Annotated in this window: 28 protein-coding genes, 1 tRNA gene and 1 pseudogene; 17 read left to right on the top strand and 13 right to left on the bottom strand. The window is 65.8% G+C overall.

Features of this window, described 5'->3' with window-relative positions; all coding sequences use genetic code 11:
- Positions 1-86: 86 nt before the first annotated feature.
- Complete coding sequence (rdgB, locus tag A5736_RS18330; protein WP_139333412.1) at positions 87-698, top strand: RdgB/HAM1 family non-canonical purine NTP pyrophosphatase; 612 nt, start codon at positions 87-89, stop codon at positions 696-698.
- A gap of 51 nt (positions 699-749) precedes the next feature.
- Here the strand turns inward: rdgB and A5736_RS18335 are convergent, their stop codons facing one another.
- Together A5736_RS18335 and A5736_RS18340 are read right to left on the bottom strand one after the other, a co-directional pair.
- Positions 750-1,094: a DUF3817 domain-containing protein gene (locus A5736_RS18335; RefSeq protein ID WP_076127068.1), complete on the bottom strand. Its 345-nt coding sequence runs from the start codon at positions 1,092-1,094 to the stop codon at positions 750-752.
- Positions 1,091-1,471, bottom strand: coding sequence for a hypothetical protein (locus tag A5736_RS18340; RefSeq protein WP_076247807.1), 381 nt, complete (start codon positions 1,469-1,471; stop codon positions 1,091-1,093). The genes A5736_RS18335 and A5736_RS18340 overlap by 4 nt, the downstream gene beginning before the upstream one ends.
- Positions 1,472-1,531: 60 nt before the next feature.
- On the opposite strand from A5736_RS18340, the gene A5736_RS18345 reads away from it, so the two are divergent.
- The 4 genes and pseudogenes from A5736_RS18345 (at position 1,532) to A5736_RS18360 (ending at position 4,089) form a co-directional block, all read left to right on the top strand.
- A tRNA-Leu gene (locus tag A5736_RS18345) sits at positions 1,532-1,615 on the top strand.
- A 64-nt stretch (positions 1,616-1,679) separates the two neighbouring features.
- Positions 1,680-2,015, top strand: coding sequence for a hypothetical protein (locus A5736_RS18350; protein ID WP_076247809.1), 336 nt, complete (start codon positions 1,680-1,682; stop codon positions 2,013-2,015).
- A gap of 110 nt (positions 2,016-2,125) precedes the next feature.
- A pseudogene (locus A5736_RS18355) lies at positions 2,126-2,869 on the top strand (siderophore-interacting protein); the annotation flags it as partial.
- 143 nt (positions 2,870-3,012) lie between these two features.
- Entirely contained in the window at positions 3,013-4,089 is a 1,077-nt protein-coding gene (locus A5736_RS18360; RefSeq protein ID WP_076247811.1) for a phosphotransferase family protein, read from the top strand.
- Between the two features lie 18 nt (positions 4,090-4,107).
- On the opposite strand, the gene A5736_RS18365 is transcribed toward A5736_RS18360, so the two are convergent.
- Both A5736_RS18365 and A5736_RS18370 read right to left on the bottom strand, forming a co-directional pair.
- A complete protein-coding gene (locus A5736_RS18365; RefSeq protein WP_076127075.1) occupies positions 4,108-4,929 on the bottom strand; it encodes a mycofactocin-coupled SDR family oxidoreductase in 822 nt (273 codons plus the stop codon).
- A complete protein-coding gene (locus A5736_RS18370; protein WP_076247812.1) occupies positions 4,926-6,107 on the bottom strand; it encodes an acyl-CoA dehydrogenase family protein in 1,182 nt (393 codons plus the stop codon). The genes A5736_RS18365 and A5736_RS18370 overlap by 4 nt, the downstream gene beginning before the upstream one ends.
- A 106-nt stretch (positions 6,108-6,213) precedes the next feature.
- Between A5736_RS18370 and fabG the strand changes: the two genes are divergently transcribed.
- The 6 genes from fabG (at position 6,214) to A5736_RS18400 (ending at position 11,725) form a co-directional block, all read left to right on the top strand.
- The gene (gene fabG, locus A5736_RS18375) at positions 6,214-6,975 is read left to right on the top strand and encodes a 3-oxoacyl-ACP reductase FabG (protein ID WP_076127079.1); all 762 of its coding nucleotides are present in this window, start codon (positions 6,214-6,216) and stop codon (positions 6,973-6,975) included.
- 22 nt (positions 6,976-6,997) lie between these two features.
- Positions 6,998-8,215, top strand: a complete 1,218-nt coding sequence (locus A5736_RS18380) for an acetyl-CoA C-acetyltransferase (RefSeq protein WP_076247814.1) — start codon at positions 6,998-7,000, stop codon at positions 8,213-8,215.
- 68 nt (positions 8,216-8,283) lie between these two features.
- Positions 8,284-9,417, top strand: coding sequence for a CoA transferase (locus A5736_RS18385; RefSeq protein WP_254848405.1), 1,134 nt, complete (start codon positions 8,284-8,286; stop codon positions 9,415-9,417).
- Positions 9,414-10,607 (top strand): acyl-CoA dehydrogenase family protein, encoded by a 1,194-nt coding sequence (locus A5736_RS18390; RefSeq protein WP_076247818.1) that lies wholly within the window; start codon positions 9,414-9,416, stop codon positions 10,605-10,607. Before A5736_RS18385 ends, A5736_RS18390 begins: the two co-directional genes overlap by 4 nt.
- Positions 10,608-10,611: 4 nt before the next feature.
- Positions 10,612-11,301 carry a GntR family transcriptional regulator gene (locus tag A5736_RS18395; protein WP_076127085.1) on the top strand — a complete coding sequence of 230 codons (690 nt, stop codon included), beginning with the start codon at positions 10,612-10,614 and terminating at the stop codon, positions 11,299-11,301.
- Positions 11,302-11,368: 67 nt separating this feature from the next.
- Positions 11,369-11,725: a hypothetical protein gene (locus A5736_RS18400; protein WP_076247820.1), complete on the top strand. Its 357-nt coding sequence runs from the start codon at positions 11,369-11,371 to the stop codon at positions 11,723-11,725.
- A 4-nt stretch (positions 11,726-11,729) separates the two neighbouring features.
- Here the strand turns inward: A5736_RS18400 and A5736_RS18405 are convergent, their stop codons facing one another.
- Complete coding sequence (locus tag A5736_RS18405; RefSeq protein WP_076247822.1) at positions 11,730-12,677, bottom strand: GlxA family transcriptional regulator; 948 nt, start codon at positions 12,675-12,677, stop codon at positions 11,730-11,732.
- Positions 12,678-12,752: 75 nt separating this feature from the next.
- Between A5736_RS18405 and A5736_RS18410 the strand changes: the two genes are divergently transcribed.
- A complete protein-coding gene (locus A5736_RS18410) occupies positions 12,753-13,409 on the top strand; it encodes a DJ-1/PfpI family protein (protein ID WP_076247824.1) in 657 nt (218 codons plus the stop codon).
- A gap of 1 nt (position 13,410) precedes the next feature.
- Positions 13,411-13,719 (top strand): hypothetical protein, encoded by a 309-nt coding sequence (locus A5736_RS18415; RefSeq protein WP_076127094.1) that lies wholly within the window; start codon positions 13,411-13,413, stop codon positions 13,717-13,719.
- On the opposite strand, the gene A5736_RS18420 is transcribed toward A5736_RS18415, so the two are convergent.
- Genes A5736_RS18420 through A5736_RS18445 form a run of 6 tightly spaced genes read right to left on the bottom strand, consistent with a single transcriptional unit; the run spans position 13,716 to position 20,669 of the window.
- A complete protein-coding gene (locus A5736_RS18420; protein WP_076247826.1) occupies positions 13,716-15,245 on the bottom strand; it encodes a class I adenylate-forming enzyme family protein in 1,530 nt (509 codons plus the stop codon). The genes A5736_RS18415 and A5736_RS18420 overlap by 4 nt on opposite strands.
- Positions 15,238-16,788: a class I adenylate-forming enzyme family protein gene (locus A5736_RS18425; protein WP_076247828.1), complete on the bottom strand. Its 1,551-nt coding sequence runs from the start codon at positions 16,786-16,788 to the stop codon at positions 15,238-15,240. Before A5736_RS18425 ends, A5736_RS18420 begins: the two co-directional genes overlap by 8 nt.
- A complete protein-coding gene (locus tag A5736_RS18430; RefSeq protein ID WP_076247830.1) occupies positions 16,778-18,253 on the bottom strand; it encodes a class I adenylate-forming enzyme family protein in 1,476 nt (491 codons plus the stop codon). Before A5736_RS18430 ends, A5736_RS18425 begins: the two co-directional genes overlap by 11 nt.
- Positions 18,253-19,035 (bottom strand): enoyl-CoA hydratase/isomerase family protein, encoded by a 783-nt coding sequence (locus tag A5736_RS18435; protein ID WP_076127102.1) that lies wholly within the window; start codon positions 19,033-19,035, stop codon positions 18,253-18,255. Before A5736_RS18435 ends, A5736_RS18430 begins: the two co-directional genes overlap by 1 nt.
- Complete coding sequence (locus A5736_RS18440) at positions 19,032-19,844, bottom strand: enoyl-CoA hydratase/isomerase family protein (RefSeq protein ID WP_076247832.1); 813 nt, start codon at positions 19,842-19,844, stop codon at positions 19,032-19,034. The genes A5736_RS18435 and A5736_RS18440 overlap by 4 nt, the downstream gene beginning before the upstream one ends.
- Before the next feature lie 9 nt (positions 19,845-19,853).
- Positions 19,854-20,669: an enoyl-CoA hydratase/isomerase family protein gene (locus A5736_RS18445; protein ID WP_076247833.1), complete on the bottom strand. Its 816-nt coding sequence runs from the start codon at positions 20,667-20,669 to the stop codon at positions 19,854-19,856.
- A gap of 133 nt (positions 20,670-20,802) precedes the next feature.
- On the opposite strand from A5736_RS18445, the gene A5736_RS18450 reads away from it, so the two are divergent.
- Both A5736_RS18450 and A5736_RS18455 read left to right on the top strand, forming a co-directional pair.
- Entirely contained in the window at positions 20,803-21,510 is a 708-nt protein-coding gene (locus A5736_RS18450) for a hypothetical protein (RefSeq protein ID WP_076247835.1), read from the top strand.
- Entirely contained in the window at positions 21,507-22,400 is an 894-nt protein-coding gene (locus tag A5736_RS18455) for an enoyl-CoA hydratase/isomerase family protein (protein WP_076247837.1), read from the top strand. Before A5736_RS18450 ends, A5736_RS18455 begins: the two co-directional genes overlap by 4 nt.
- A gap of 29 nt (positions 22,401-22,429) precedes the next feature.
- On the opposite strand, the gene A5736_RS18460 is transcribed toward A5736_RS18455, so the two are convergent.
- Positions 22,430-23,242, bottom strand: a complete 813-nt coding sequence (locus tag A5736_RS18460; RefSeq protein WP_076127318.1) for a TetR/AcrR family transcriptional regulator — start codon at positions 23,240-23,242, stop codon at positions 22,430-22,432.
- Between the two features lie 255 nt (positions 23,243-23,497).
- Here A5736_RS18460 and A5736_RS18465 point away from each other — a divergent pair, with 255 nt between their 5' ends.
- Together A5736_RS18465 and A5736_RS18470 are read left to right on the top strand one after the other, a co-directional pair.
- Complete coding sequence (locus A5736_RS18465; RefSeq protein ID WP_076127111.1) at positions 23,498-24,295, top strand: SDR family NAD(P)-dependent oxidoreductase; 798 nt, start codon at positions 23,498-23,500, stop codon at positions 24,293-24,295.
- Positions 24,296-24,330: 35 nt separating this feature from the next.
- Positions 24,331-25,338, top strand: coding sequence for a dihydrodipicolinate synthase family protein (locus tag A5736_RS18470; RefSeq protein ID WP_076127113.1), 1,008 nt, complete (start codon positions 24,331-24,333; stop codon positions 25,336-25,338).
- Positions 25,339-25,428: 90 nt separating this feature from the next.
- Here A5736_RS18470 and A5736_RS18475 read toward each other — a convergent pair whose 3' ends face one another.
- Positions 25,429-25,668 (bottom strand): CsbD family protein, encoded by a 240-nt coding sequence (locus A5736_RS18475; protein ID WP_076247839.1) that lies wholly within the window; start codon positions 25,666-25,668, stop codon positions 25,429-25,431.
- Between the last annotated feature and the right edge of the window lie 182 nt (positions 25,669-25,850).

A 25,850-nucleotide genomic window follows, 5' to 3' on the forward strand; every position in this document is an offset into this window, starting at 1 on the left:
GCGATTCAGGTCGCCCGACCCACCGGTTCGCAGTCCGTAAGGTGGCGTGGGTATCGGCAACTGTTCAGACGCATGTTTAGGAAAAGATGATGACCCGCCTGCTGGTCGCCAGCCGCAACCCCAAGAAGCTGGCCGAGCTGCGCCGGGTGCTGGACGGCGCCGGACTGTCGGGATTGACGCTGCTGTCGCTGAACGACGTGGAGCCGTTCGACGAAGCGCCCGAAACCGGTGCGACCTTCGAGGACAATGCGTTGGCCAAGGCGCGGGATGCGTTCGCCGCGACCGGTTTTGCGAGTGTGGCCGACGATTCCGGTTTGGAGGTGGCCGCGATGCGCGGGATGCCGGGCGTGCTGTCGGCGCGTTGGTCCGGTAAACATGGCGACGACGCCGCCAACACCGCGTTGCTCCTGGCGCAGCTGCGGGACGTCCCCGACTCGCGGCGAGGCGCGGCGTTCGTGTCGGCCTGCGCGCTGGTGTCGTCATCCGACGAAGTCGTCGTCCGCGGCGAGTGGCCCGGCAGCATCGCCCGCGAGCCGCGCGGCGACGGCGGATTCGGCTACGACCCCGTCTTCATTCCCGAGGGAAGCGACCGCACCGCAGCGCAACTCAGTCCCGCCGAGAAGGATGCGGTCTCGCATCGCGGTCGCGCGCTGGCGTTGTTGGTGCCCGCGCTGCGGGCGCTAGCCGAGCGAACGTGACTGCAGCGTCACGTTCGGCGTCGAGCGTGACAGTAGCGTCACGCTCGAGCCTTAAATCCCGAAGCGTGCCTTGACGTCCTTGGTCTGGAAGTGCTCGACGATGATCCCGAGCAGGGGGATGGTGCCGGACAGCAGCACGCCGATGGTCTTGGCGATCGGCCAGCGGACCTTGACCGCCAGATTGAACGCCGCCAGCACGTAGACGAAATACACCCAGCCGTGCACCACTTCGATCCACCGGATCTCATGGTGGAACACGAGATGCGAGACGATTTCGTAGCACAGCGCGATCAGCCAGACACCCGTCGTCCACGCCATGATCCGGTAACCGAAGAGCGCGGTGCGGATCTTCTCGACGGGGAAGGCCGGCGCACCGGGTGTCTCGGGTGTGGTCATGCGGTTGTCCTGTTCTGCTTTTCGGCGTCGTTCTTGGCGAGGTCTGCCAGATAGGCGTTGTACTCCCGCAGCGCGGGATCGTCGGGTGCTTGCTGTGTGGGCTTGGGCCGCTCGGGTAGTAGGCCGGCGGGTATCTCGGTCATCTCGCCGCCCTTCCGCGGTTCCGGTGGCTCCTCCTCGTAGCGCACGAACTTGCGGTAGGCGTAGACGCAGAACCATGCGAACAGCGGCCACTGCAGCGCATACCCGAGGTTTTGGAAGGTACCTGAGGCGGACTGAAACCTGGTCCACTGCCACCAGCCCAGGGCCAGGCAGCCGCAGGCCGCGACGATCACCAGAATGATCAGCGCGGGCCTGCGACGACGTGTAGTGGACACCCCTTGACGGTACCGCGCGACGGTTCGGGCCCAGGCCAAGGCGATACGATCGCTGGGTCCGCGGGCGTGATGAAATTGGCAAACATGCCGGCTTTAGGTGCCGGTGCTCGTGAGAGCTTGAGGGTTCGAGTCCCTCCGCCCGCACACTTTCTGGTTTCGTCGCGCCTTCCGCGGGTAACCGCGATGAATCGCACCAAAGGAAGACGCCATGGCGACCGGACGCGAGCCCTCCGAAGAAGCCGTCTCCGCGCAAGACGTGGCGGCCGCGGAACGCAGAGTCGCGGAGGCTCGCGGACGCGCCGCCCACGCGGGGCTCTCCGCCGCCCGGAGCATCGAGGAATCGGCGCGCCAGCACGAACGGCTCGCCAGCGTGCAAGACATGTCGGTCGACCGAGGCGTCTCGCACACAGACCTGCACCGCAGGTCCGCGGACCGGCATCGCGAAGCCGCCGCCGAGGACCGCAAGATGGCCGAGACGAAGCGCAGAGAGTCCGAAGCAGACCTGGCAATCGACCCAAACCCGCGCGCGCCGCGCAGTCGCTAGCCCCCTCTCACCAACCCTTGAGTTGACCTTTGGTTAGGCAACCCTTAGTTTGTGAGGGCAACTACTAGCCGAATCGGCGGCGCACGCGCCGCCACAGGAGAGGGCCGCTGATGGGGCGCGGATTGCAGGGTGTGATCTTGCGGGGTTTGGGTGCCCGCGACCACGCCGCAACGGTAATCGAAACCGTCCGCATCGCACCGCATTTCGTGCGGGTGCGGATGGAGTCGCCGACGCTGTTCGAGGACGCGAAGGCTGAACCCGCGGCGTGGTTGCGGTTCTGGTTTCCCGACCCGGACGGGTCAAACACCGAGTTCCAGCGCGCCTACACGATCTCCGAGGCCGACGTCGCGACGGGCCGATTCGCGGTCGACGTCGTGCTGCACGAACCGGCCGGCCCGGCGTCGTTGTGGGCGAGATCCGTCAAACCCGGCACGACGATCGCAGTCATGTGCCTGATGGGCTCGTCGCGTTTCGGCGTTCCCGACGAGGCGCCCACCGGCTACCTACTGATCGGGGATTCGGCATCGATCCCGGGGATGAATGGGATCGTCGAAACCGTCCCAGACGATGTCCCGATCGAGATGTACCTCGAGCGGCACGACGACAACGACGGGCTGATCCCGCTGGCGAAGCACCCTCGGCTGCAAGTGCATTGGGTCGCGCGCCGCGACGAGAGGTCGTTGGCCGAGGCGATCGAGGGCCGCGACTGGTCGGGCTGGTATGTGTGGGCGACGCCCGAGGCCGCCACCCTCAAACACGTCCGGAGGCGGCTGCGTGACGAATTCGGTCTGCGCAAGTCCGCGATACACGCCCAGGCCTACTGGAACGCCGGGCGAGCGATGGGCACCCGCCGTGGAGACAAGACGGACGCCGGCGTCGCCGGAGGCCCCCCAACCGCGGATCCGCGCTGACTGGAGCGGCTCCCGACCGCTGCCCTTGCCGTATGCCTTACAGTTGAGCCGTCCATCGACGGTCTCGGTACGGAGGCGTGCTGCCCATGAGTGCTGTGGTGTCCATTCCGCGGTATCCCGGCGACGTCACGCCCGAGTGGCTGTCGGCCGTGCTTCGCGAACGCCACCCGACTGTCGAAGTGTCGCACGTCGACGTTGTTGCGATCGGCACCGGCCAGACCGGCGCGACCTACCGGGTGACGGCCCGCTACGCGACGGATCCGGGTGATCTGCCGCAGACCTATGTGATCAAGCTGCCGGCCCAGGACGACACCGTGCGCGACCGGGTCGTCATCGGTTATCGCAGCGAGTGCGCGTTCTACTCGTCCGTGGCCGATCGGGTGCAGGTGCCGACGCCGCGGTGCTTCTACTGCGAGATCACGGATGATGCAATGGATTTCGCCTTGCTGCTGGCCGATCAAGCGCCGGCGGTTCAGGGTGACCAGCTCGCCGGCTGCGGTGAACAAGAAGCGCGACTCGCGGCAAACGCGCTGGCCGGCCTGCACGCACCCAGCTGGTGCGACCCGGCCTGGCTGGATTTTCCGGGCATCGCATTTGGGCGCCCGGACGAGGCCGGCGCCGGCGGCATGGGCGAGGTGGCGCGGATGAGCGCCGACATCACTATCGAGAAGCTGGGCGATCGAATGAGTGCGGAAGACCGCGAAACATTCCGCACCGCAATGGGTTTGGTGGAACCGTGGCTGCTGGCCGAGTACGACCGGTTTGCCCTGTTGCACGGGGACTATCGCCTGGACAACATGCTGTTCGATCCGGACCGTACGCGCGTCAGCGTGGTCGACTGGCAGACGCTCGGCGTGGGCCTGCCGGCCAGGGATCTTGCCTACTTCACCGCGACAAGCCTGAATTCGCGACTGCGCGCCAGCATCGAGGGAGAGCTCGTCGCCGACTACCACCGGGCGTTAACGGGTTGCGGGGTCGCCGACTACGACCGCGAAACATGTTGGCGGGACTACCGGCTCGGCGTGCTGCAGGCGCCGCTGATCTCGGGCCTGGGGTTCGCGTTCGCGGCCGCCACCGAGCGCGGCGACGACATGGTGCTGGCGATGCTCAGCCGCGGCTGCCAAGCAATCCGCGACCTCGGGACGCTGGAATTGCTGCGCTGATCTGAGCGCGGCCGGCAATCAGTACTGCGTGGAGCCCTGGTCTACCCGAATCTGCGCCGCGGTGACTTTCCGCGACTCGTCGCTGGCCAGCCAGCACACGGCGTCGGCGATCTCTTCCGGCTCGGCGACCCAGTCAGGCAGAAACGGGGTGAGGACGTGGTTCAGCTGCGGATTGGTTTCCATGGCCTTGCCTATCGCCTCCACCATTTCGATGGATCCCATCGGGGTGTTCACCGGACCCGGATGAACGCTGTTGACCCGGATCGAATGCTTGCCCAATTCGGCGGCGAAGGCGCGGGCCAGCCCGGTGACGGCGTGCTTGCTGGCGGTGTAGTGCACCATGAACGGCTGCATTTTGGCCCCGGCCGCCGAACTGATCAGGATGATCGAGCCACCGCGACCACCCTCGATGATCTTGTCCGCGCCGGCCATCACGGTGTTCCAGGTGCCCAGCACGTTGACGTCCATCACGTCGCGAAAGGATTCGGGCGTGATGTCGTTCCAGGCCTGCGGGGCCGCGATCCCGGCGTTGGCCACGATGATGTCCAGGCGCCCCAGTGCGGCGACCCCGTCGTCGACCGCCTTGCGGAGCCCGTCAAAATCGCGAGTGTCAACGACCGACGTCACAATCCGGCGGCCCGTTTCTTCAACCAGCCGAACCGTTTCTGCGAGGTCCTCCTCGGTCGCCGGCGGGTAGGGAACGCAGGACGGGAGCTTGCCAGCGATGTCGACGGCGATGATGTCGGCACCCTCCTGAGCCATCCGAACGGCGTGCGCCCGCCCTTGCCCGCGCGCGGCCCCGGTGATGAACGCAACCTTGCCTTCGAGTCTGCTTCTCATCGCTGCGCCGCCTTGACAAGGTTCGACCCGATGATCAGCCGCTGAATCTCGCTGGTGCCCTCATAGAGCCGCAGCAGTCGCACGTCGCGGTAGATCCTTTCGACGGGCACGCCATGCATGTAGCCGCTGCCACCGTGAATCTGCACCGCGAGATCCGCTACCTTGCCGGCCATTTCGGTGCAGAACAACTTCGCCGCCGACGGCGCGACCCGGCGGTCGCCGTTGGTGATCCACAGCCGGGCCGCGTCGCGGACCAGCGCCCGACCGGCCAGCACCCCGGTCTGCTGGTCGGCGATCATCGCCTGCACCAACTGGAAGTCTCCGATCGACGTCCCGCCCTGCGTCGCGGTGGCGGCATAGGAAACCGATTCGTCGAGAGCGCGTTGCGCGGCTCCCACCGCGATCGCGGCGATGTGCACGCGGCCGCGCGCCAAAGAGGTCATCGCCGCCCGATAGCCGATGTCTTCGCTGCCGCCGATCAGCGCGTCGGCGCCCAGTCGGACGTCGTCGAAGCTGACATCGGCGGTCCACGCGCCTTCTTGGCCCATCTTGGCGTCCTTGGCGCCGACCTCGACGCCCGCGGCATCCGCGGGAACCAGGAAGACGGCGATCCCCGGGCCTTGGTCGTCGGCCGGGCGGGTGCGCGCGAACACGACGAACAGATTGGCCACGGGCGCGTTGGTGATGAAGCGCTTCTGTCCGGTGATCACCCAACCACCGCCGTCACAAACGGCCTTGGTTCGCAGGCCGGCGGGGTTCGATCCGGCGCCGGGCTCGGTCAGCGCGAAGGAGGCGACGACGTCGCCCGACGCCATTGGCTCGAGCCAGCGCTTCTTCTGCTCGTCGGTGCCGAAGCCGACGAGAACCTGCCCGGCGATGCCGTTGTTGGTGCCGAACATCGACCGCACCGCCAGCGAGGTGTAGCCCAATTCCATTGCCAGCTCGACGTCTTGGACAAGGTTGAGGCCAAGGCCGCCCCACCGCTGAGGAATGGCGTACCCGAACAAACCCATCGTCTTGGCCTGCTCGCGCAGATCGTCGGGCACCCGATCGTCGGTCAGGATCTCCTGCTCGCGCGGGATCACCGCGGTGCGGACGAAGTGACGGGTCGCCTCAAGGATCGCCTGGAAGTCCTCGTCAGAGACTTCGGGCTCTTCGTGGACTCCCGCGACGGTCATGCGCAGACGCTCCTTTCCTCGAATTAGGTACCCCAGCTCCCAGCACAGGATCCTATATGAAATATGATATTCGGAACTCAGGGGTCCCCCTGGGAGCAAGAACGCGATTAAGGATGAGTGGTCTTCAGTGTCGTTGCTCAGCGGTCAGGCCGCGGTGGTCACGGGTGGTGCACAGGGTCTCGGTTTCGCTATCGCGGAGCGATTCGTCGCCGAAGGCGCGCGCGTCGTGCTTGGAGACGTGAATCTCGAGGCGACCGAAACCGCCGCCAAGCAGCTGGGCGGTGACGACGTTGCCCTGGCGGTCCGGTGCGATGTCACTCGAGCGGCCGATGTCGAGGGCCTCATCCAGACCGCGGTCGAGCGCTTCGGCGGCCTCGACATCATGGTCAACAACGCCGGGATCACCCGCGACGCGACGATGCGCAAGATGACCGAAGAACAATTCGATCAGGTCATCGACGTGCACCTCAAAGGGACCTGGAACGGCATCCGCCTGGCGGCAGCGATCATGCGGGAAAACAAGCGCGGCGCGATCATCAACATGTCGTCGGTGTCCGGCAAGGTCGGCATGATCGGCCAGACCAACTACTCCGCGGCCAAGGCCGGGATCGTAGGGATGACCAAGGCCGCCGCGAAGGAACTCGCCTATCTGGGAGTCCGGGTGAACGTCATCGCGCCCGGGTTGATTCGCTCGGCCATGACAGAGGCTATGCCGCAACGCATTTGGGACCAGAAGGAGGCCGAGGTGCCAATGGGCCGGGCGGGGGAGCCCAGCGAGGTCGCCAGCGTCGCCTTGTTCCTGGCCTCCGATCTCTCCTCGTACATGACCGGCACCGTCATGGAAGTCACCGGCGGTCGGCACATCTGAACTCTGCCGCGAAAGGATAGCCATGCGTGAAGCGGTTATTTGTGAGCCGGTACGGACGCCGATCGGCCGTTACGGCGGAATGTTCAAGTCGCAGACCGCGGTCGATCTCGGTGTCGCCGCGCTCAAAGGGCTACTCGAGCGAACCGGTCTTGCACCGGAGGCCGTACACGACGTCATCCTCGGACATTGTTATCCGAGCAGCGAGGCGCCCGCGATCGGGCGAGTGGTGGCATTGGATTCCGGTCTGCCCGTGACGGTTCCCGGCATGCAGGTCGACCGCCGCTGCGGGTCCGGCCTGCAGGCGGTGATCCAAGCGTGTCTGCAGGTGGCCAACGGTGACCACGATCTCGTCATCGCCGGCGGATGCGAAAGCATGAGCAATGTCGCGTTCTATTCCACCGACATGCGGTGGGGTGGGGCGCGCGGGGGTGTCCGGGTGCACGACGGCCTGGCTCGGGGACGCACCACGGCCGGTGGCCGGTACCACCCCGTTCCGGGCGGAATGCTGGAAACCGCCGAGAACCTGCGTCGCCAGTACGGCATTTCGCGCCGGGAGCAAGACGAGCTCGCGGTGCGCTCACACCAGCGTGCGGTGGCGGCGCAGAAGGACGGCGTCTTCGCGGAGGAGATCATTCCTGTCGCGGTCCGCAGTCGGCACGGTGAGGAACTCATCGACACCGATGAGCATCCACGCGCCGACACATCGGTCGAGTCGCTGAGCAAGCTCAAACCCGTTCTGTTGGCCGAAGATCCGGATGCGACGGTCACCGCCGGCAATTCCAGCGGACAGAACGATGCGGCATCGATGTGCGTGGTGACCACGCGCGAGAAGGCCGCAGAATATGGGCTGAGGCCGTTGGTCCGCATGGTGTCGTGGGGACTGGCGGGCGTGGCGCCGAACGTCATGGGCATCGGCCCGGTGCCCGCGACCGACGTTGCGCTCGGCAAGGCGGGCCTGCAACTGTCCGACATCGACGTCATCGAACTCAACGAAGCCTTTGCCGCACAAGCGCTTGCGGTGATGCGCGAATGGAATTTCGGCTCGGCCGACCACGACCGAACCAATGTGCACGGGTCGGGCATCTCACTGGGTCACCCGGTCGGCGCCACCGGCGGCAGGATGCTGGCATCGCTGGCGCGCGAACTGCATCGCCGGGAGGCGCGCTACGGGTTAGAGACCATGTGCATCGGCGGCGGCCAGGGGCTTGCCGCGGTCTTCGAACGGGTCGCTTCGACGTGAGCGAGTTGCCGCTGAGCGGCCTGACCGTGGTCGAGGTGTCCAGCTTCGTCGCCGCACCGCTGTGCGGCATGACGCTGGGCCAGCTTGGCGCGCAGGTGATCCGCATCGATCCGATCGGCGGCGCCTCCGACGTCCAGCGATGGCCGCTGGCGGCGGATGGCACGTCGATCTACTGGACCGGATTGAACAAGGGAAAACGTTCGGCCACCATCGATCTGCGCTCGGCCGAAGGCCAAGAGCTGGTCCAGCGGCTGATCGTCGAGGGCGACGGCATCGTCGTCACCAATGCCGCGGGCTTGTCCTGGCTGAGCCATGATCAGCTGTCCGCCAAGCGTTCCGACGTGATCCACGTGCAGCTCGTCGGGCGTGGCGACGGCTCCACCGGAGTGGACTACACCGTGAACGCCGGTCTCGGATTCCCGCTGGTGACCGGACCCGCCAATCATGCCGGTCCGATCAATCATGTGCTGCCCGCCTGGGATGTGTGCTGCGGCCTGTACGCCGCACTGGCCGTCGTCACCGCCGTCCGGCGCCGCGAGCAGTCCGGGACGGGTGCGCGCGTCAGCCTGGCGCTCGAGGACGTCGCGCTGGCCACCGCGGGAAATCTGGGGCTGCTGACCGAGCCGCAGGTCAACGGGACCCAGCGCCAGCGATTGGGCAATGCCATCTACGGCCAATACGGCCAGGACTTCACCAGCCGTGACGATGTGGCATTCATGGTTGTCACGTTGACCGGCAGGCACTTTCGCGATCTGGTCGATGCGACGGGCACCGGCGCCGCGGTGTCGGCGCTCGCCGGGGCGCTCGGTGTGGACTTCGCCGCCGAAGGGGACCGCTATCGGTACCGTGACGCGCTCTCCGGCCTGTTCGCCACCTGGTTCGCCGAGCACACGGCCGAGGAGATCACCGCGGCATTGTCGAACACCACCGTCCTGTTCGAGCGATACCGCACGTTCGCGGAGGCCGCGGAACACCCCAAAGTGACCGCAAATCCGCTTTTTTCGCGGCTGCATCAACCCGGTGTCGGGGACTATTTCGCCCCCGGCTTGCCGGTGTCGTTCGACGGCACCCATCCCGCCAGCGCGCCCGCGCCCACCCTGGGGCAAGACACCCCCGACCTGCTCGCGCAGCGCCTGGGACTGACCCCGGCCGAAATCGAGCGCTTGACAAGCACCAACACGATAGGGAACGACAGCCCATGACCAGACTCGCGCAAACGCTCGGCCTGACGGAATTTCAGACCGAAATCATCGCTACCGTACGGCAATTCGTCGACAAGGAAGTCATTCCCAACGCGCCGGAACTCGAGCGCGCCGACACCTACCCACAGGAAATCGTCGACCAGATGCGCGAGATGGGTCTGTTCGGACTGATGATTCCGCAGGAGTACGGCGGCCTGGGGGAGTCGCTGCTCACATACGCGCTCTGCGTCGAGGAGCTGGCACGCGGTTGGATGAGCGTGTCCGGGGTGCTCAACACCCACTTCATCGTGGCGTACATGCTGCGTCAGCACGGCACCGACGAGCAGAAGCAACGGTTCCTGCCGCGCATGGCGATCGGCGAATCCCGCGGCGCGTTCTCGATGTCGGAGCCCGAGCTGGGCTCCGACGTGGCCGCGATCCGCACCCGGGCCAAGCGGAATTCCGACGGCACCTACAGCATCGACGGCCAGAAGATGTGGCTGACCAACGGCGCGACGTCGACACTCGTGGCGGTGCTGGTGCGCACCGACGAAGGTTCGGACAAGCCACACCGTAACCTGACCGCGTTTCTTGTCGAGAAACCCGTCGGTTTTGGTGAAGTCGTGCCGGGCCTGACGATTCCCGGCAAGATCGACAAACTCGGCTACAAGGGCATCGAAACCACCGAGCTCATCTTCGACGGCTACCGGGCGAGCGCCGACGACATTCTCGGTGGCACACCGGGGCAGGGATTTTTCCAGATGATGGACGGCATCGAGGTCGGCCGGGTCAACGTGTCGGCACGAGCCTGCGGCATCGGAATCCGCGCCTTCGAACTCGCCGTGCGTTACGCGCAGCAACGCCACACCTTCGGCAAGCCGATCGCCGAGCACCAGGCCATCGCGTTCCAGCTGGCCGAGATGGCGACCAAAGTCGAAGCCGCACACCTGATGATGGTCAACGCGGCGCGGCTGAAGGACTCGGGAGAACGCAACGACGTCGCCGCCGGCATGGCCAAATACCTTGCCAGCGAATACTGTTCGGAGGTCACGCAGCAGAGCTTCCGGATTCACGGCGGCTACGGCTATTCCAAGGAATACGAGATCGAGCGGCTGATGCGCGATGCGCCGTTCCTGCTCATCGGCGAAGGAACCAGCGAGATCCAGAAGTCCATCATCAGCAAGCGATTGCTCGCCGAGTATCAGGTGTGAGGCGATGAGCATTCCGGATTTCGCCGCGCGGCCTCAGCTTTCCGAGGACGTCGCGCGATTCGTCCGTACCCGGATATTCGACGGCACCTACGCCGCGGGATCCTACGTTCGGCTAGACCAGCTTGCCGCGGAACTGGGGATCAGTGTCACCCCGGTGCGTGAGGCGCTGTTCGCTCTGCGCGCCGAGGGCCTCATCGCCCAGCAGCCGCGCCGGGGATTCGTGGTGTTGCCCGTGACCGGGCGCGATGTCGCCGACGTCGCCAACGTGCAGGCTCACGTCGGCGGCGAGCTGGCCGCACGCGCCGCTCTCAACATCACCGACGACCAGTTGCGTGAACTCAAGGAGATCCAAGCGCAGCTCGAAGACGCCTATGCCGGCGACGACCATGAGCGAACCGTTCGTCTCAACCACGAATTCCATCGGGCCATCAACGTTGCCGCGGATTCACCCAAGCTCGCCCAGTTGATGTTGCAGATCACCCGCTACGCCCCGGAATCGGTGTTCCCCAACATCAAAGGGTGGCCGGAACAGTCGATGAAGGACCATCGCCGGATCCTGTCGGCGCTGAAAAAGCGCGACGACAAACTCGCGCGGGCCGCGATGTCAGAACACCTTGCCGCCGGCGCCGTTCCGCTGATCGACCACCTCACCGCCCATGGGGTTGTCGTGGAGGTAAACGGTTCACGGGACTAGCTGTTGTTGTGCGAGCACGGCGGGGCTTACCCTGCCATTGGGGTGGGCAACGGTATGGAGATGAGAAATGCCCCCACTGCTTCGCACGTCGTCCGTGTTCGCCGCATGCATGGTCGCGTTCGCGCCCCCGGCGATCGCCGACCCGCTCGATCCGATCCCAGGCAACGGTGTCTTTGTCGTAGGACCCGACATTGCACCTGGCCTGTACCACACGGGCGGGTCGGGGTCAGCCTTTGGCGTCTGGATCAACAATGTGCCGACGCAGGACTCGATGTGCTCGTGGTTCACGTACAGCACGCCCGATGCGAACAAGGACCATGTACTGCAGACGAACACCTCTATCGGTCCGATGTTCGCCAATATCAACACCTCGGTTAAGGCCTTCGAGTCGCAGAACTGTCAACCCTGGACGCGCGTCCCCTGACTCGTCACCGGCCGGCCTTGTCTCGGAATGTATTGCGATAACTCTGCGGTGCCACCCCGACCAGTCGGCGAAACTGTTCACGGAAATTCGTCGCCGATGCGAAACCGACTCGGCGTGAGACGTTTTCGATGCTGTCGGACGTTCTCTCCAGCAGCTCCTGCGCATGCTTGATCCGAATACCGTTGACCCACTGCATGGGTGTCTGCCCCGTCTCTTGCTTGAAACGCCGATTGATGGTCCTCTCGCTGGTGGACGCCTGCCGCGCGATACCGCGGAGGGTCAGCGGCAGGTGCGCGTTGTTCTCGATCCATGCCAGCAGGCCGTCGAGTTCGGTGTTGGACATGCGGCGGTTGCGGATGATGAATTGCGCTTGCCCGCCGGTGCGATGGAGCGGGGTGACGGCCAAGCGAGCGGCGTCGGCGGCCGCCGCAGAACCGTAGTCGCTTGCAACCATATGCAGGCAGAGGTCTAGGCCTGCTGATGCTCCGGCCGAAGTGAGAATCTGCCCCTCGTCGACGTAGAGGGCATCGGCGTCGAGCCGGACGTTGGGATAAGCGGCAGAGAACAATTCGGCCGCCAGCCAGTGAGTGGTCGCGCGCCTGCCGTCCAAGATGCCCGCGGCCGCCATGGTAAAGGCCCCGCTGCAAATGGAGGCGATTCGAGCTCCGCGGCTGTGGGCCGACTTGAGCGCGATGGCGACGTCGTCGCGAACCGGCGCCGTGACATCGTTGCGGCCAGGCACGACGATGGTGTCGGCGTTGCGGAGTTCTTCCAAGCCGAAGTCGGTGGAGATGCGGATCAGTCCGGCCGCTAAGAGGGGCTCGCAACCGCACACTCGGACCCGGTAGCCGGGAGCGCCGTCCTCGAGCCGGACACGGCCGAATACCTCGATCGCGATGGCGAGGTCGAACGCGATGACGTCCGGCTCCGCCAGGACTGCCACGCGGTGCATGGCTTGGCAATATACCGGTGCATTGTGTCATTCCAGCCACTGGTTCACTGCCGCCGGACCCGTGACGATGGCGGAGTGCATGTGCAAATCGTGCTGTACGACGGGTTCGACCCGCTCGACGTCGTCGGGCCGTTAGAAGTGCTGGCCGCGGGCAGCGACAGCGTCGGGGGCGAGCTGACCGTGACGCTGGTGTCGGCGCAAGGGGCGCGCAGCGTGACCGGGGGAACCCGTGGACTCGCGTTGGCTGCCACCGCCACGCTTGATCCGGACAGCCGCGGGTGTGTCATCGTGCCCGGCGCCAGCGGGCACGTGGCCGGGGACCCGGATGACGGCGTCGAGACCATTCCGGTGGTTTTGGCCCGGGCAAGCCAGACCGAGCTAACGCCGTTGTTGCGGAAGGCTTTCGCCAACCCGGAGGTGACGATGGCGGCGGTGTGCGGGGGATCGGTGGTGATGGCGATGGCGGGCCTGATCGAGGGACGCCACGCTACGACGCATCATTTGGGGTTGGACCTGCTCGAGGCTTGCGCCGTGCACCCGGTGGCGGCTCGGGTCGTCGACGACGGGGATCTGGTCACCGCGGGTGGGGTGACATCGGGGCTGGATTTGGGCCTCTACCTGCTGGACCGGTGGTACGGCCCACGAATTGCGCACGCCGTCGAGGAACTCTTCGAGTACGAGCGCCGGGGCACCGTGTGGCGCCCAAGCGGGCGAGAACCAGTGGAGGCATGAGTTGGGTATCGAAGGCGAATGGGACGTCACGATCAAAACGCCGATCGGCACACTCGCCGTGGAGTATGTGTTCAGGGAGTCTCCTGACGGGCTCGGTGGGACCGCGACCTATAAGTCCGAAACGGTTCCGTTGCACGACATTACGAGCGAGATCGTCGAGGACGGCACCCGGCTGACATGGCGTCAATCGGTGACCAAGCCCATCCGGCTGAATCTAGCCTTCGACGTGGTGGTCGACGGTGAAGTCATGACGGGGCATTCTCGTGCGGGCCGGCTGCCGCGGTCGGCGGTGTCCGGCAGTCGTCGTTAATCGCGCGCCGCGCCGAGCAATGCCCCCCGCAGACGAGGGATGTCGACCTTGCCGGTGCCGCCGCGCGGAACGTCGTCGTCGGATTGCAGAATCAGCCACAGCGTCGGCACTTTGAAGGAGCTCAACAACTTTCGGGCCGACACGCTCAGCTGTTCGGCGGTCAATGCCCCCGCGCACACCACCGCCGCGCCGACCCGCTCACCCGACGGACCGGAGACGTTGGTGACGTACGCGTTCTGGACGCCGTCGATCGTGCGCAGCGCGCGTTCCACCTCGCTCGGATACACGGTCGCGCCGCTGACCTTGAACATGTCGTCGGATCTGCCGTGGTAGAACAGGAACCCGTCTCGATCGAGGTGGCCGAGGTCGCCGGTGGGGTAGAAGCCGTCGGCGGTGAACAGTTCTTCGCGGCTGCGTCGGCAAATGCCGCGCAGTGTGTGCGGTCCCCGAATCTGGATCATGCCAACGGTTCCCGCGGGAACCGGCTCACCGTTGTCACTGTCGACGATGCGAACCTCCATGCCGGCAAAGGGCTTTCCGCAGCTGCCCCACGCCGTCGGCGGCATGTCGGTGTCGGCGGGATAGCCGCAGTAGGGTCCGAACGCCTCCGTCATGCCGAACAGCGTGGCTCGTGCCCCGGGAGCGGCGCGCTGCTCGGGCGACAGCAGTGCTTCCAGGCTGCCGGGCCGCAACGCCGACAGATCGGCGCCATTCGTTTCGGCGTGCCGGGCCAGCGCGTCGGCCTGATCGGGCCAGCCGCGAAACAATGTGACGCGCTCGGTTTCGAGGAGCCGCAGGGTGGTTTCGGGACGCGGGATTTCCTCGGTCACCAGGGTGGCGCCGGCCAGCAGCGCCGACAGGATCCCGCTGCCGAAGCCGCCAACCCAGAAGAACGGCATCGGGAGATACAGGCGCGTGTCGGTGGTGATGCAGCGCGCCGCCAGGCCCGACTCGACCGCGCCCAATGCGTTGCCATGCGAGTGGATGACGCCCTTGGGCGCTCCGCTGCTGCCAGAGGTGAACATGATGACCAGCGGATCGGAAGGGGTGACCGTTTCGGTCATCGCGTCGACGATCCGGCGAGCACCCTCACCGGCCCCGGCGTCGTCAAACCGGTCGGCAGGCCAAACTTCGCGTAGGGCGGGAAGTTCGACCCGCGGCATGGAGCAGACGTCGTCCAGGTAGCGATGGCCGCGGAATTCCTCGACGCTCACCAGGAACTGCACCGAGGCGGCCCGTAGCTGGGCGACCAGTTCGCCGGCTTGCAGCAGCGTGCTCAGCGGAACCAGCACGGCGCCAATGCGGGTCAGGGCGACGGCCACCTGCACCCAGCGCACGGAGTTGGGCATGATGAGCCCGACTCGCGTGCCCTTTCCGACGCCGGCGTCGACGAAGGTCGCGGCCAAATCGCGCGTGGTTGTGTCGAGTTCGAGGTAGCTGATCCTGGTCGCCGGGTCGATCACCATCGGCTTGGCGCCGTGCTGTGTGGCACGCAACCTGACCAGCCGGTCGATGGTGTCAGGCATCGAACAGTTTCCTGAGCCGCTGCGTGTCGACCTTGCCGCTGGACAGCAGCGGTATTTCGGCACGGGTCAGGGCGGCGAATCGCCTCGGAATTTTGTACGCCGACAATTCGGCCTTGAGCCGCTCTCGCAACGCGCCTTCGTCGATATTGGGTTGGACAACGACAGCCGCAACCAACTCCCCCCGCTCGGCGTCCGGTATGCCAACGACGTGCGCCTCGGCGCCGGTGACCTTGGCGATGGCCTTCTCCACCTCGGCCGCCGAGACGTTGGCGCCCGCCGTTTTGATCATTGCGCTGAGCCGGCCGGCGAAATAAAAGAAGCCGTCCGCATCGACGCGCACCAAATCGCCGGTGTGGAACCAGCCGTCGGCGTCGAAGCATTCCTCGCGGCTGCGCTTGTAATACCGCTGCATCACGTACGGCCCGCGGATGCACAGCTCCCCGACTCCCGCGGAATCCGGGTCGACGACCATGGTCTCGAATCCGGGCGCCGGCTTGCCGAACGACCCGCGCCGCGATTCGGGTTGATCGGATTCGTCGCCGCTGATCAATACGACGCTGCCGGCCTCGGTCATGCCCAGCATGTTGTGACGCAGCTCCGGGTCGGCCGGGCGAATATCGGGCGGCATGATCGGGTACAGGTTGCCCCGGCGCATCGAGGACAGATCGCGTTCGGCGAAGCTCGGATGGTTGGTCAGGTGAGCGACCGCCGCGGCAAAACCGTTGGTCATGGTTGGCTTTTCGGCCTCCAGCAGGTCGAGCGTCTCGCCGGCTCCGCTGGCGTCAGAGCCGGCGTTGGAGCACACCAGCGTCGACCCGGCAACCAACGTGGCCAGCAGGCCGAACGCGAACCCGCCGATCCAGAAGAACGGCGAATTGCATAACAGCTTGTCGGCCGCGGTCAAGCCGCGGATCTCGTTGAGGTTTTGCTGATGTTCGAGCAGGGCGGCGTGGGTGTGCACCACTCCTTTGGGAGCGCTAGCCGATCCCGACGTGTAGACGACGGCCAGCGGATCGCAGCCGTCGACATCGTGTTCCATCGCGGCCAGCAGCGCGGGCTCGACGGACGCGGCCAGCCCGCACACGCGCTCGTGCGTGAGCGCAACGTGGCGCAGTTGTGGTGCGGCGGTGACGAACAGGCGTTCGCCCGAATCGAAGCGGGGGTCGGCCAGCGCCCCGGCGATTCGTTCCGCGTAGTGGTGAGAGCGGAACGATTCGGCGCTCAAGAGAATTTCGACGTCGCTGTGGACCAGTTGCTCGCGCAGCTCGCGAGCGGTGACGAAAGTCGAAAACGGGATCACGACGGCGCCGATTCGCGCGGCCGCGAGCATCCCGACGATGAACTCGGGGCCGTTTGGGTAGAGCAGGCCGACATGGGTTCCCTTGCCTGCGCCGAGGGCGATCAGCCCGCGGGCGAGCTCGGCCGACCGCCGATCGGCCTCGGCGTAGGTGATGCGGTCGGAGTCGCAGACCAGAAGCGGGTGGTCACCGCGCGGCTGCGCCTGGGTCCGCAGGATACCGGCGACCGTCAACTCACTGGGCATGGTCTCGCTGCGCGGCGGATTCGTCGAAGAAACGTTGGACCGCACCCAGATCGGCTTTACCCGACGGTGTTCGCGGGATCGTGTCGACGATCGCAATTTCGGTCGGAATCTCGTAGCGGGCCAGTCGCGTTCGCAGATACTCCACCAGCGCGTCGGCGTCGGTGTATTCGGCTTCGCGCAGTTCCACCATGGCGACGGGAGTCTCCCCGAGCCGTTCATCGGGTCGCCCGACCACCGCGGCGCCCGCCACCGCGGGGTGGCCCTCGAGCGCGACGCGCACGTCGTCGGGCATGACCTTGAACCCGCCGCGGATGATCGCTTGATCGGCCCGCCCGACGATCCACACGAAGCCGTCGGCGTCGATTCGCGCCATATCCGTGGTCCGCATCCACGTTGCCGACGGCCCGAGTTGCCCGGGTTTCACCTCGAGCAGGCCCACCCGGTCCGGCTCGAGCGTCTTGCCGTCATCGCCGACCACCCGCAGCTGCGCACCCGGGTTGGCCCGGCCCACGCTGCCACGTTTTGCGCGCCAGAACTTCTGGTAGTCGGTGAGCGTCCAGCCGGCCACTCCTCCGCCGAATTCGGTTGCGGCATAGGAGGTCAACACGGGGATGCCGTATTTGTCGGTGAAGGCGTCGGCGTCGTCGGCTGAGAGCGGAGCCGTGCCGCAGGTGACCGCCCGAATGCTGTCCAGGTCGGCCCGCGGCAGATCGGAGTGCAACACCGTCCGCAATGCCGCCGGTACCAGCGAAACCGCGCGGGGCCGGTGCTTGCGCACCGCTTCGGCCCAGGCGTTGAGTTCGAATCTTTCTAGCAGCACAAACGATCTCGCTTCGGCGATGCATTGCAGAACGCGGAACACACCGCCGATGTGCACCAGCGGCGAATTGACGATCGCGACTCCGCGCCTGAGCTGGGTGGGCGCCGAAGCGTTCTCCGGAGCGGGACCCATCACGCTGCGCGCCAGCATGTCGTAGCTGAGGTCGACTCGCTTGGGAGTGCCGGTGGTTCCGCTGGTCAGCATCCGTACCGCCACGCCGGGTGGGTCGGCGGTGTGCGGCGTCGGTCGCGGCGACCCGCCGGCATCGTCCAACGCGCCCGAGATCGCGACGGTCCGGGTCTCCGGGCTGACCAGCGTCGCCAGGTCGTCGGGTTCGCCGAGGACCAATGGCAGTTGTAGCGCGGCGATATCGGCTCGGGTGCGCTCATCGCCCCGAGATGGGTTGATGGTGACCACAGTTCCGCCGCCCAGCAGCACACCGAGGAATGCCGCGACGTGGGCCGGCCGGTTGCGCAGCAGCATCCCGATCCCGGCCTTGTGGTTGGCGGTGAGGGACGCGACATGCGATGCCGCATCGCCAACTTGACGCCACGACAACCACTGGCCTTCATACTCGATGGCGTGCGAGTCCGGCTGCAGGTCAAGTACTTCCGCGATGCGCTGGCTGAGTGGGTGAGGAGGCATCAGCGGATCTTCGGCTGGCGGGGGCCCTCGCTCTGCTGGGTGGCTAACTCGGCGGTGCCGAGCGGGTTTCCCAGCCGGGTGTAGATCAGCCCCTGCTCCAATGCGGCTCGATACGGCTTGTCCAGCGACTCCCAGATCGCCTTCACGGTGCCCTGGGTCGCCGACGGCGGCTTGGCGGCGATCGCCGCGGCGATGTCACGGGCACGGTCCCACAGCTGGTCGGGAGAGACCACCTCCGATACCAAGCCGATTCGCAGCGCGGTGTCGGCACCGACCCGTTCGTCGTTGCCCATGAGCGCGATCCGCAGCGTCTGACCCAGACCGATGCGCCGCATCAGGCCGATCGGCTCCAACGCGCAGACCAGGCCGGCCGACACGTGTGAATCGAAAAACGTTGCATCCGTTGAGCAGATGACCACGTCGGATTCGTTGAGGAAGTAGAACGCGCCCGCGGTGCACATGCCCTGGACGGCGCATACCACGGGTTTGAACATCTTCTGCCACTTGGGGCTCAGCGCCTCGCCGGGATCTTCGTGGTTCCAGACGTTTTCGGGTTGGCCGTAGGGCGTCTTGATGTCCAGGCCGGCACTGAACGCCCGGTCGCCGGCCGCCCGCAGCACGACCGCGTGCACCGAGTCATCGAGTTTGACCACGCGCCAGGCTTCGGCCATCTCCTCGCACATGGTTCGGTTGAACGCGTTGAGTTGGTCGGGCCGATTCAGTGTGATGGTCGCGACGTGGTCGGAGGGGTCGACGTCGAGCAGGATGGTTTCGAAATTCATCGACACTGCCAATCCGGCTTCCGCTTTTCCACGAAGGCCTTAGGCCCCTCGAGAGAATCCTCGGTGTGCAGGTTGCGTTCGCGGAATGACTCGGCCAGCATTTCGGCTTCGTGCAGCGGCAGGTCCAGGCCTTTGATAATGGCGAGCCGGGTGCCCCGGACCGCCAGTGGCGCATTGGAGTTGACGATGTCCGCGATCTCGTGGGCGCGTTCCAGCAGACGGTCGTGTTCGACGACCTCGCTGATCAGCCCAAGCTCGTATGCCCGCTGTGCGTTCATCCGCTCGTGCTTGCCCATGAGAGCCATGCGCAGGGCAATCGAGCGCGGCAACACCCGCGCCACCCGGACCACCTCACGCCCGGCCACGAGCCCGATGCTGACATGGGGATCGAAGAACGTCGCTTTGTCCGACGCGATGACAATGTCTCCAGTGGTGACCCAATCCAGCCCGGCGCCACAACACAATCCGTTGATCGCCGCGAGCACCGGCTTGGCCATCGTGCGAAACGGCGGTGTGCCCTCCTGCGGTGCCTCCCACTGTTCGTAGGTCGACAAATACGGCCGTTCGTTGATCACCTTGCCGTCGCCCGGAATGGCTTTCACGTCGGCCCCGGTGCAGAAGGCGCGTCCGGTGCCGGTCACGACGAGCAGCCACACCCTCTCGTCGTTCTCGGCCTCGTCGTAGGCGGCCCGCAGCTCGGTGATCATGTGCGGGCTTAGCGCGTTGAGGGCCTCCGGCCGGTTCAGCGTGATGGTGGCCGTGTGCCCGTCGACGTCGTAGTTGATGGTGTCGAACGAGTCAGTAGGCATACCTGCTCCTCATCGGCCGTTGAACTTCGGGGCGCGGCGTTGCCGAAAGGCGTCCAGGCCTTCTTTGAAATCGCTTGTCCGACACGATAGTTCCAGATTGAACAGCTCCTGGGTCAGGGACTGGCTCAGCGTCGCATCCTGGCCGAAGCCCAGCGCTTGCTTGGCCAGCCCGAGTGCGACCGTCGGCCCGCCTGCCAGCCGCCCCACCAATTCCTCGGCGGTGCCGTCGAGTTCGCCTGGCCTTACCGCCTGATGAATCAATCCCCAGTCGGCGGCATCCGTCGCGCTGACTTTCTCGCCGAGCAGCAGCATTCGCCTGGCCCGGGCCAGGCCGACCAGCCGGGGGAGCAGCCAGGTCGAGCCGGAATCAGGGCTGAAGCCACGGTCGACGAACGGCTCCCAGAACACCGCGTCGGTCGCGGCCACGGTGAAGTCGGCGGCCAGCGCCACGTTGCAGCCAAACCCCACCGCCCGTCCCTGCACGCTGCACACCACCGGCAGTTGAATGCTTCCGACGAGCTCGATCACCCGGTGGGCTTCGTGGGGAACGCGCCGCACCAGATCGCCCGTACGCGGGCGTTGCCGATCGTTGGTGGCCACCCAATCGACACCCGCACAGAAGTCGTCTCCGGCGCCCCGAAGGTGAATCGCCCGCAGCGAGTCGTCGGCGGCGGCATCGGTCAACGCCTCGACCAAAGTCCCGATCATCAATTGGGTCAACGAATTACGCCGGGATGGCCGGTCGAGCGTGAGCCGCAAGACCGCGCCGTCTCGGCGCACACTCACCGAACCCTCGGCACCGGCCTTGTCGGCCTCGTGACTCACCGTCGAATCCGGCCTTTCTCCGCCGATACGGTTACCCATACAGTAGGCAATACGATTGATACGCTGTATAAGTTAGCAAGGAAACGCCGCCGACGGAAATATCCCGGGTCTGACCCGGCGAAAAGAGGGAAGCATGGCCTTCGAGCGAGGGCAGGCCGCGCCCGCCTCGGCGGGCACTCACGCTGCCAGGCCGGACGCCAAATTTGGCGAGGCCCCGCTGGCCCAGACCATGGCCGCTGCTGGCGCCATGCGGCGCCTCAGCTCGCTGCTGCTCAGCCTCGAGCACGATCACCCGACGGTCGATGTCATGCTGGCCAAGTTCGCCGAATGGGAAAGCGAGCTGGACGCCGCCGCACCGACGGACTACGCGCCCCGAATCGGTGAGATGGACGACGATCCCCGGCGGGTCTATCTCAATCACGCCACCGACATCGGCGCCTACAACCCGTGCTTTCCGGAGTATGGGTTCGACCGTCTCGACGCCGAGACGGCCGGCGGCCGGGTCGCCTTTCCCGTCGTTTACGAAGGGCCGCCCGGACTGGTGCACGGCGGCTTTCTGGGCGTCTTTTTCGACTGCGTCATACAGCATCACAATTGCGTCACCGGGCTTTCCGGCAAAACGCGATCGCTGCTCGTGACGTTCCGCCGCCCCACGCCGGTCCTGACCGAGCTGCGGTTCGACATCGTTCGCTCGCCGGCCGAACGGGGGATCACGTCGACGGCCCGGCTCCTGCTCGACGACGAAGTGCTGTGCATCGGTGAGGTCAACACGTTGGCCTCGCCGCCGGAGAAACTGACCGGATTCAAATTCGGCAGGCGGCGAAAGGAATCCGACGGATGACTGCCTCGGGCGACCCGGACGATCGTGTACTTTTCGACGTCGATCCGGAGCGGCGAATCGCGACGATCACGCTGAACAATCCCACGCAACGCAACTCCTACGATGCCGCCATGCGCGACGCCGTCGCCCGTTACCTGGATCGCGTGGCCGACGATGACGACCTCACGGTGGTCCTGCTGCGCGGGGCCCACGGCGTCTTCAGCACCGGCGCCGACATGAACAACGCGTACGGCTGGTATGGCAAGGAGGGCGGCCAGGACGATGCGGCGGCCAAGCGCCGTCCCAGCCAGCGCAGGCGACTCACCGTGGACCGCAAGTCATTTGGCTTCTACCACAACTTGCTGGGCTTCCCCAAGGTAACGGTCGGTGAGATCGCCGGCTACGCCCTGGGCGGCGGCTTCGAGATGGCGCTGATGACCGACATCTCCGTCATCGCGCGCGACACCAAGATCGGCATGCCGGCGACGCGCTTCCTCGGGCCCGCGCTCGGCAGCCTGCACATGTTCTTCCACCGGCTGGGACCCGTGCTGGCCCGGCGTCTGCTGCTGACCGGCGACGTAATCGAAGCCGGCGACATCGAGCAGCTCGGAATCTTCACTGACACATGCGATCCCGGCTCCGTCACGGTGCGCGCCCAGTACTGGGCGGAGAAGGCGGCCAAGATGCCGGCGGATGGAGTCGTCATCGCCAAGGAGGCGTTCCGCCTCGTCGAGCAGACCCAGGCGTACCAGGGCGAGGAGGTGGCGAGCTATCTGTTCCACGCCTTCGGCACCAACTTGCAGTTCGGGCCGGACGAATTCAACTTCGTCAAGACCCGCGCACAGCACGGCACCAAGGAAGCATTTCGGCTACGTGATGAGCACTTCCACGTGCCGGAACCCGAAGCGTGATAACCCGATTCGATTGGGCTAGCCGGGGGCTAACGTGCCGCAGCCGCCTTGCTTCGCGCCCGCTGAGCGGGTGACTTGGCCGCCTTGCGTTGCCGCGACGGCGCCGACTTGGCGCCCTTCGCCCCCTTGCCCTCTTCGATCAACCGGTCGGCGTGGTCGAGGATGCAGTTGAGGCCGTATTCGAAATTGGTCTCGTCGGGAGCCCCGATGCGGTGGCCGATTCCGGTGACTTGGGCCAGCAGGGGAGTGGTCCCGGGATCGATGGCGACGGCGTCCTCGATTGCACGCTGTCCGAGGTCCGTCGATTGGTTCTTTTCGTAGAGCCGCTGCAGCACCACCGACCCGCGGACGTGCATCGAAATCGCGGAGTAGGTGTCAAAGGCATCCTCGGGCGTCAGCCCGGCCTCGACCAGGTTGGCGATCGCTTTTTCCATCTCCTGGGCCCCCAGGCGGGCGGCTTTGGGGCTGAGCGCCGCGCGAATCAGAATCAGGTCGCACAGAATTGGGTTGCCCATGAACGTCTTACGCATCAAACGTGCGTGGTTGCGCAATGTCTCGCGCCAGTCGTTCGCTTCGACGTACGGGGTGGCAAACACGTACTTGCTCAAGGCGCGATCGGTCATCGCGTTGAGCAGATCGTCCTTCTTGCGGAAGTACCAGTAGATGCTGGTGACGCCGACGCCGAGGTGTTTGCCGAGCAGCGGCATGCTCAGGTTGTCGATCGATACCTGCTCTGCGAGTTCGAATGCGCCGCTGATGATGTCATCGGGATTGATGGATCCGCGTTCGCGTCGCTGCCGCTTATCGGCGGTTGCCTGCTTTGCCACTACGGGCACCTCCATCAAAATGTATCCTGCGTCTGCGGTCTGGAAGAACCGCGCCACCCGTGCAGGTGAATCTACCGGCAGATCCTTTCCCACCTGCGCATACGCGGGCGTGTCGCTGTTCGCCTTTGACCAGTCAACTCGGCTCTCGTGCGGATTTCCATCTGCTACTGTAATACCTATCGTAGGCTTTTTGGTAAATAAGGCTGGACGGGCGAAGATGGCCGGGCGCAACCCTGTGGGTGAATCTCCCGATGAGCCGCGGATCGCGCCATGGATTTAGGGCTGGCGAACGCCTCGGCGGTGGTCGTCGGCGGTAGCCGCGGCATGGGCCTGGCGACGGCGCGCTGCCTCGCTGAGGAAGGCGCCCGGGTAGCGGTCGTCGGCCGGACCCGAGCGAGCCTCGACAGCGCGGTGGCGGATTTGGCGGGGCGCGGCAGTCCCGATGCCCTCGGGTTCGCCGCCGACATCGGTGACGCCGGCGAGGTCGACAAGGTCTTCGCCGAGCTTGGGCAGCGGTGGAACGGCGAACTCAACGTGCTCATCAATACCGTCGGGCCGGGCGCGCCAGGCACCTTCGAAGTCCTGACCGACGACCAGTGGCGCCAGGCCGTCGAAGACGGCGTAATGGGGATGGTTCGTTGCGTTCGCGCCGCACTTCCGTTGCTGCGCAACGCGCAATGGGCTCGGATCGTCAACTTTTCGGCGCACTCGACGCAGCGACAAAGTGTGATGCTGCCCGCCTATACGGCGGCCAAGTCAATGCTGACCAGCGTCTCGAAAAACCTGTCCCTGTTGCTGGCGAAGGACGAGATTCTGGTCAACGTCGTGTCGCCGGGCAGCATCGCGTCCGAGTCGCTCGTCGGCTGGGCGAATTCGGTCGGCGTCGACGGGAGCGATCCCTATCGCCTGATGGAGGCAATCGGCAAGCACTTCGGGCATCCGGCGCAAATGCCTCGGGCCGGGCTACCCGAAGAAATCGGGCCCGTCGCCGCGTTCCTCGCGTCGCGGCGGAACTCCTACATGACCGGGGCCAACATCAACGTCGACGGTGGTTCCGACTTCACCTGACTTCCAAATCGTTTGGCTCGCATAAGGAGTGGACTATGGCGACGGCTGCCGAGGCTCGTGTTTGGGCGCGAGGGGCGTTGCGGGGAATCGGCGACTCCCTCTATACCCCGTTCTGCGGGACCGACGGTGATGAAATCGACTGGGACGCCTATCGGACGCTGGTGCGCTACTGCGTCGGCGACCTCGGCCACCCGATGTTGTGGTGCACCAGCGGCATCGCCGAGTTCTGGTCGCTGACGCTCGATGAGCGCAGACGTCTGTTAGAGGTGGCGATCGAGGAGGCGCGCAGGCTGAATCCGGATGTCGTCGTGCAGGCCTGCACGGCCGCGATGTCGGCGAAGGACTGTTTGGCGTTGACGCTCCACGCGCAAGAGGTGGGCGCCGACATCGCCTACATCCAAACGCCGATGATGGAGGCCCACGGCGGCGAGGGCGTGTTGAGGTTCTTCAAGTACATCGCCGCGCGCACGGATATCGCGTTGGGAATGTTCAACTCCCCGTCGTCCGGCTACGTGTTGACCCCGGCCGAAAGTGCGCGGATCTACGACGAGGTACCCGCCGTGTGCGCCACCAAGGAGGGCGCCTTCCGGCCGGAGGCGAGCCGGCGGCTGCACGAGTTGGCGCCCGACTTGGCGGTCTGGGAATGCGACCGGACCGTGTACCGCGCGGGGTGGTTGCGTGCCGGCATCGTGTGCCCGGCGCAATTGGGTACGGCCGGCTATCTGTTCGAGACTCCCAAGCGGCGACTGTTTTCCGAGTACTGGGATCTGGTGTGCAACGACAAACTCCTCGAGGCGATGGACTACGGGCGCGAGTCCGGGATGGATCAGTTCGACCTGGACATCGGGTCTTGGTGGACCTGCTACCCGGGGCGATCGGATTACTTCACGCACTGGGGTGGCGCGTTCAAGTACGCCGCCTCTCTGCTGGGTCTGCCGATAGGTGACTATCCGCATTCCCGGCCGCCCCAAGCGGTGTTGCCGCCCGAGGCCAAGGCGCAGATCGAAAAGGCCTATCGCCGGTTGGGGCTCATCGACCAGTAGCTTTCGCGCGAAAACGATTGGCAGCACGTTATTTTCAAAGGCGAAAGGCCCGACCCCCAATGGGCCGGGCCTTCGCCGTACGGTTCGTGCTTAATGTTGTTCGGCCTGCTGGCGCCTCTCCGCAAGCTTGGCCGCGCTGCGGGCGGATTCGGCTTCGGCCTCCTTCTTCGCCGCATTGCGCTGGGCCTGGGCCTTGTCCTGCTGGGCCTTACCCTCGTTGAACAAGTCGTCACGACCGATCACCGCGCCGACGACGACCTTCGCCTTGCCCTTCACGTCTTCCACGACGCCCTTGACGGCTTCCGCCACACCGCTCTTGATGTCAACCATTGCATTCCCTCCCCTCGCTAATGGATGTCTCGTCTTCGTCTTCCCGGTCACGGGGCGGGACAAAACGTGTTCGCGGCGTGTCGCTCGCCACACCCGAGGCGCGAGTGATCCGATCGCCTCCTGAGCGGGGGATTCGCGGCCCCGGTCGACAACCTCCGCGACCCGGAATTCGCTGTTTGGCC

It is taken from the genome of Mycobacterium sp. SP-6446, from assembly GCF_001954045.1.
Taxonomy (GTDB): domain Bacteria; phylum Actinomycetota; class Actinomycetes; order Mycobacteriales; family Mycobacteriaceae; genus Mycobacterium.

Bases quoted from the DNA above. Each gene is read 5' to 3' on its own strand.
- A5736_RS18470 (WP_076127113.1), top strand. From the start codon at position 24,331: ATGGCGACGGCTGCCGAGGCTCGTGTTTGGGCGCGAGGGGCGTTGCGG.
- A5736_RS18335 (WP_076127068.1), bottom strand. From the start codon at position 1,094: ATGACCACACCCGAGACACCCGGTGCGCCGGCCTTCCCCGTCGAGAAG.
- A5736_RS18365 (WP_076127075.1), bottom strand. From the start codon at position 4,929: ATGAGAAGCAGACTCGAAGGCAAGGTTGCGTTCATCACCGGGGCCGCG.
- A5736_RS18440 (WP_076247832.1), bottom strand. From the start codon at position 19,844: ATGCCTACTGACTCGTTCGACACCATCAACTACGACGTCGACGGGCAC.
- A5736_RS18400 (WP_076247820.1), top strand. From the start codon at position 11,369: ATGCCCCCACTGCTTCGCACGTCGTCCGTGTTCGCCGCATGCATGGTC.
- A5736_RS18475 (WP_076247839.1), bottom strand. From the start codon at position 25,668: ATGGTTGACATCAAGAGCGGTGTGGCGGAAGCCGTCAAGGGCGTCGTG.
- A5736_RS18380 (WP_076247814.1), top strand. From the start codon at position 6,998: ATGCGTGAAGCGGTTATTTGTGAGCCGGTACGGACGCCGATCGGCCGT.
- A5736_RS18350 (WP_076247809.1), top strand. From the start codon at position 1,680: ATGGCGACCGGACGCGAGCCCTCCGAAGAAGCCGTCTCCGCGCAAGAC.
- A5736_RS18460 (WP_076127318.1), bottom strand. From the start codon at position 23,242: ATGGAGGTGCCCGTAGTGGCAAAGCAGGCAACCGCCGATAAGCGGCAG.
- A5736_RS18425 (WP_076247828.1), bottom strand. From the start codon at position 16,788: ATGCCCAGTGAGTTGACGGTCGCCGGTATCCTGCGGACCCAGGCGCAG.
- A5736_RS18430 (WP_076247830.1), bottom strand. From the start codon at position 18,253: ATGCCTCCTCACCCACTCAGCCAGCGCATCGCGGAAGTACTTGACCTG.
- A5736_RS18450 (WP_076247835.1), top strand. From the start codon at position 20,803: ATGGCCTTCGAGCGAGGGCAGGCCGCGCCCGCCTCGGCGGGCACTCAC.
- A5736_RS18390 (WP_076247818.1), top strand. From the start codon at position 9,414: ATGACCAGACTCGCGCAAACGCTCGGCCTGACGGAATTTCAGACCGAA.
- A5736_RS18420 (WP_076247826.1), bottom strand. From the start codon at position 15,245: ATGCCTGACACCATCGACCGGCTGGTCAGGTTGCGTGCCACACAGCAC.
- A5736_RS18455 (WP_076247837.1), top strand. From the start codon at position 21,507: ATGACTGCCTCGGGCGACCCGGACGATCGTGTACTTTTCGACGTCGAT.
- A5736_RS18435 (WP_076127102.1), bottom strand. From the start codon at position 19,035: ATGAATTTCGAAACCATCCTGCTCGACGTCGACCCCTCCGACCACGTC.
- A5736_RS18360 (WP_076247811.1), top strand. From the start codon at position 3,013: ATGAGTGCTGTGGTGTCCATTCCGCGGTATCCCGGCGACGTCACGCCC.
- rdgB (WP_139333412.1), top strand. From the start codon at position 87: ATGATGACCCGCCTGCTGGTCGCCAGCCGCAACCCCAAGAAGCTGGCC.
- A5736_RS18385 (WP_254848405.1), top strand. From the start codon at position 8,284: ATGACGCTGGGCCAGCTTGGCGCGCAGGTGATCCGCATCGATCCGATC.
- A5736_RS18465 (WP_076127111.1), top strand. From the start codon at position 23,498: ATGGATTTAGGGCTGGCGAACGCCTCGGCGGTGGTCGTCGGCGGTAGC.
- A5736_RS18370 (WP_076247812.1), bottom strand. From the start codon at position 6,107: ATGACCGTCGCGGGAGTCCACGAAGAGCCCGAAGTCTCTGACGAGGAC.
- A5736_RS18395 (WP_076127085.1), top strand. From the start codon at position 10,612: ATGAGCATTCCGGATTTCGCCGCGCGGCCTCAGCTTTCCGAGGACGTC.
- A5736_RS18405 (WP_076247822.1), bottom strand. From the start codon at position 12,677: ATGCACCGCGTGGCAGTCCTGGCGGAGCCGGACGTCATCGCGTTCGAC.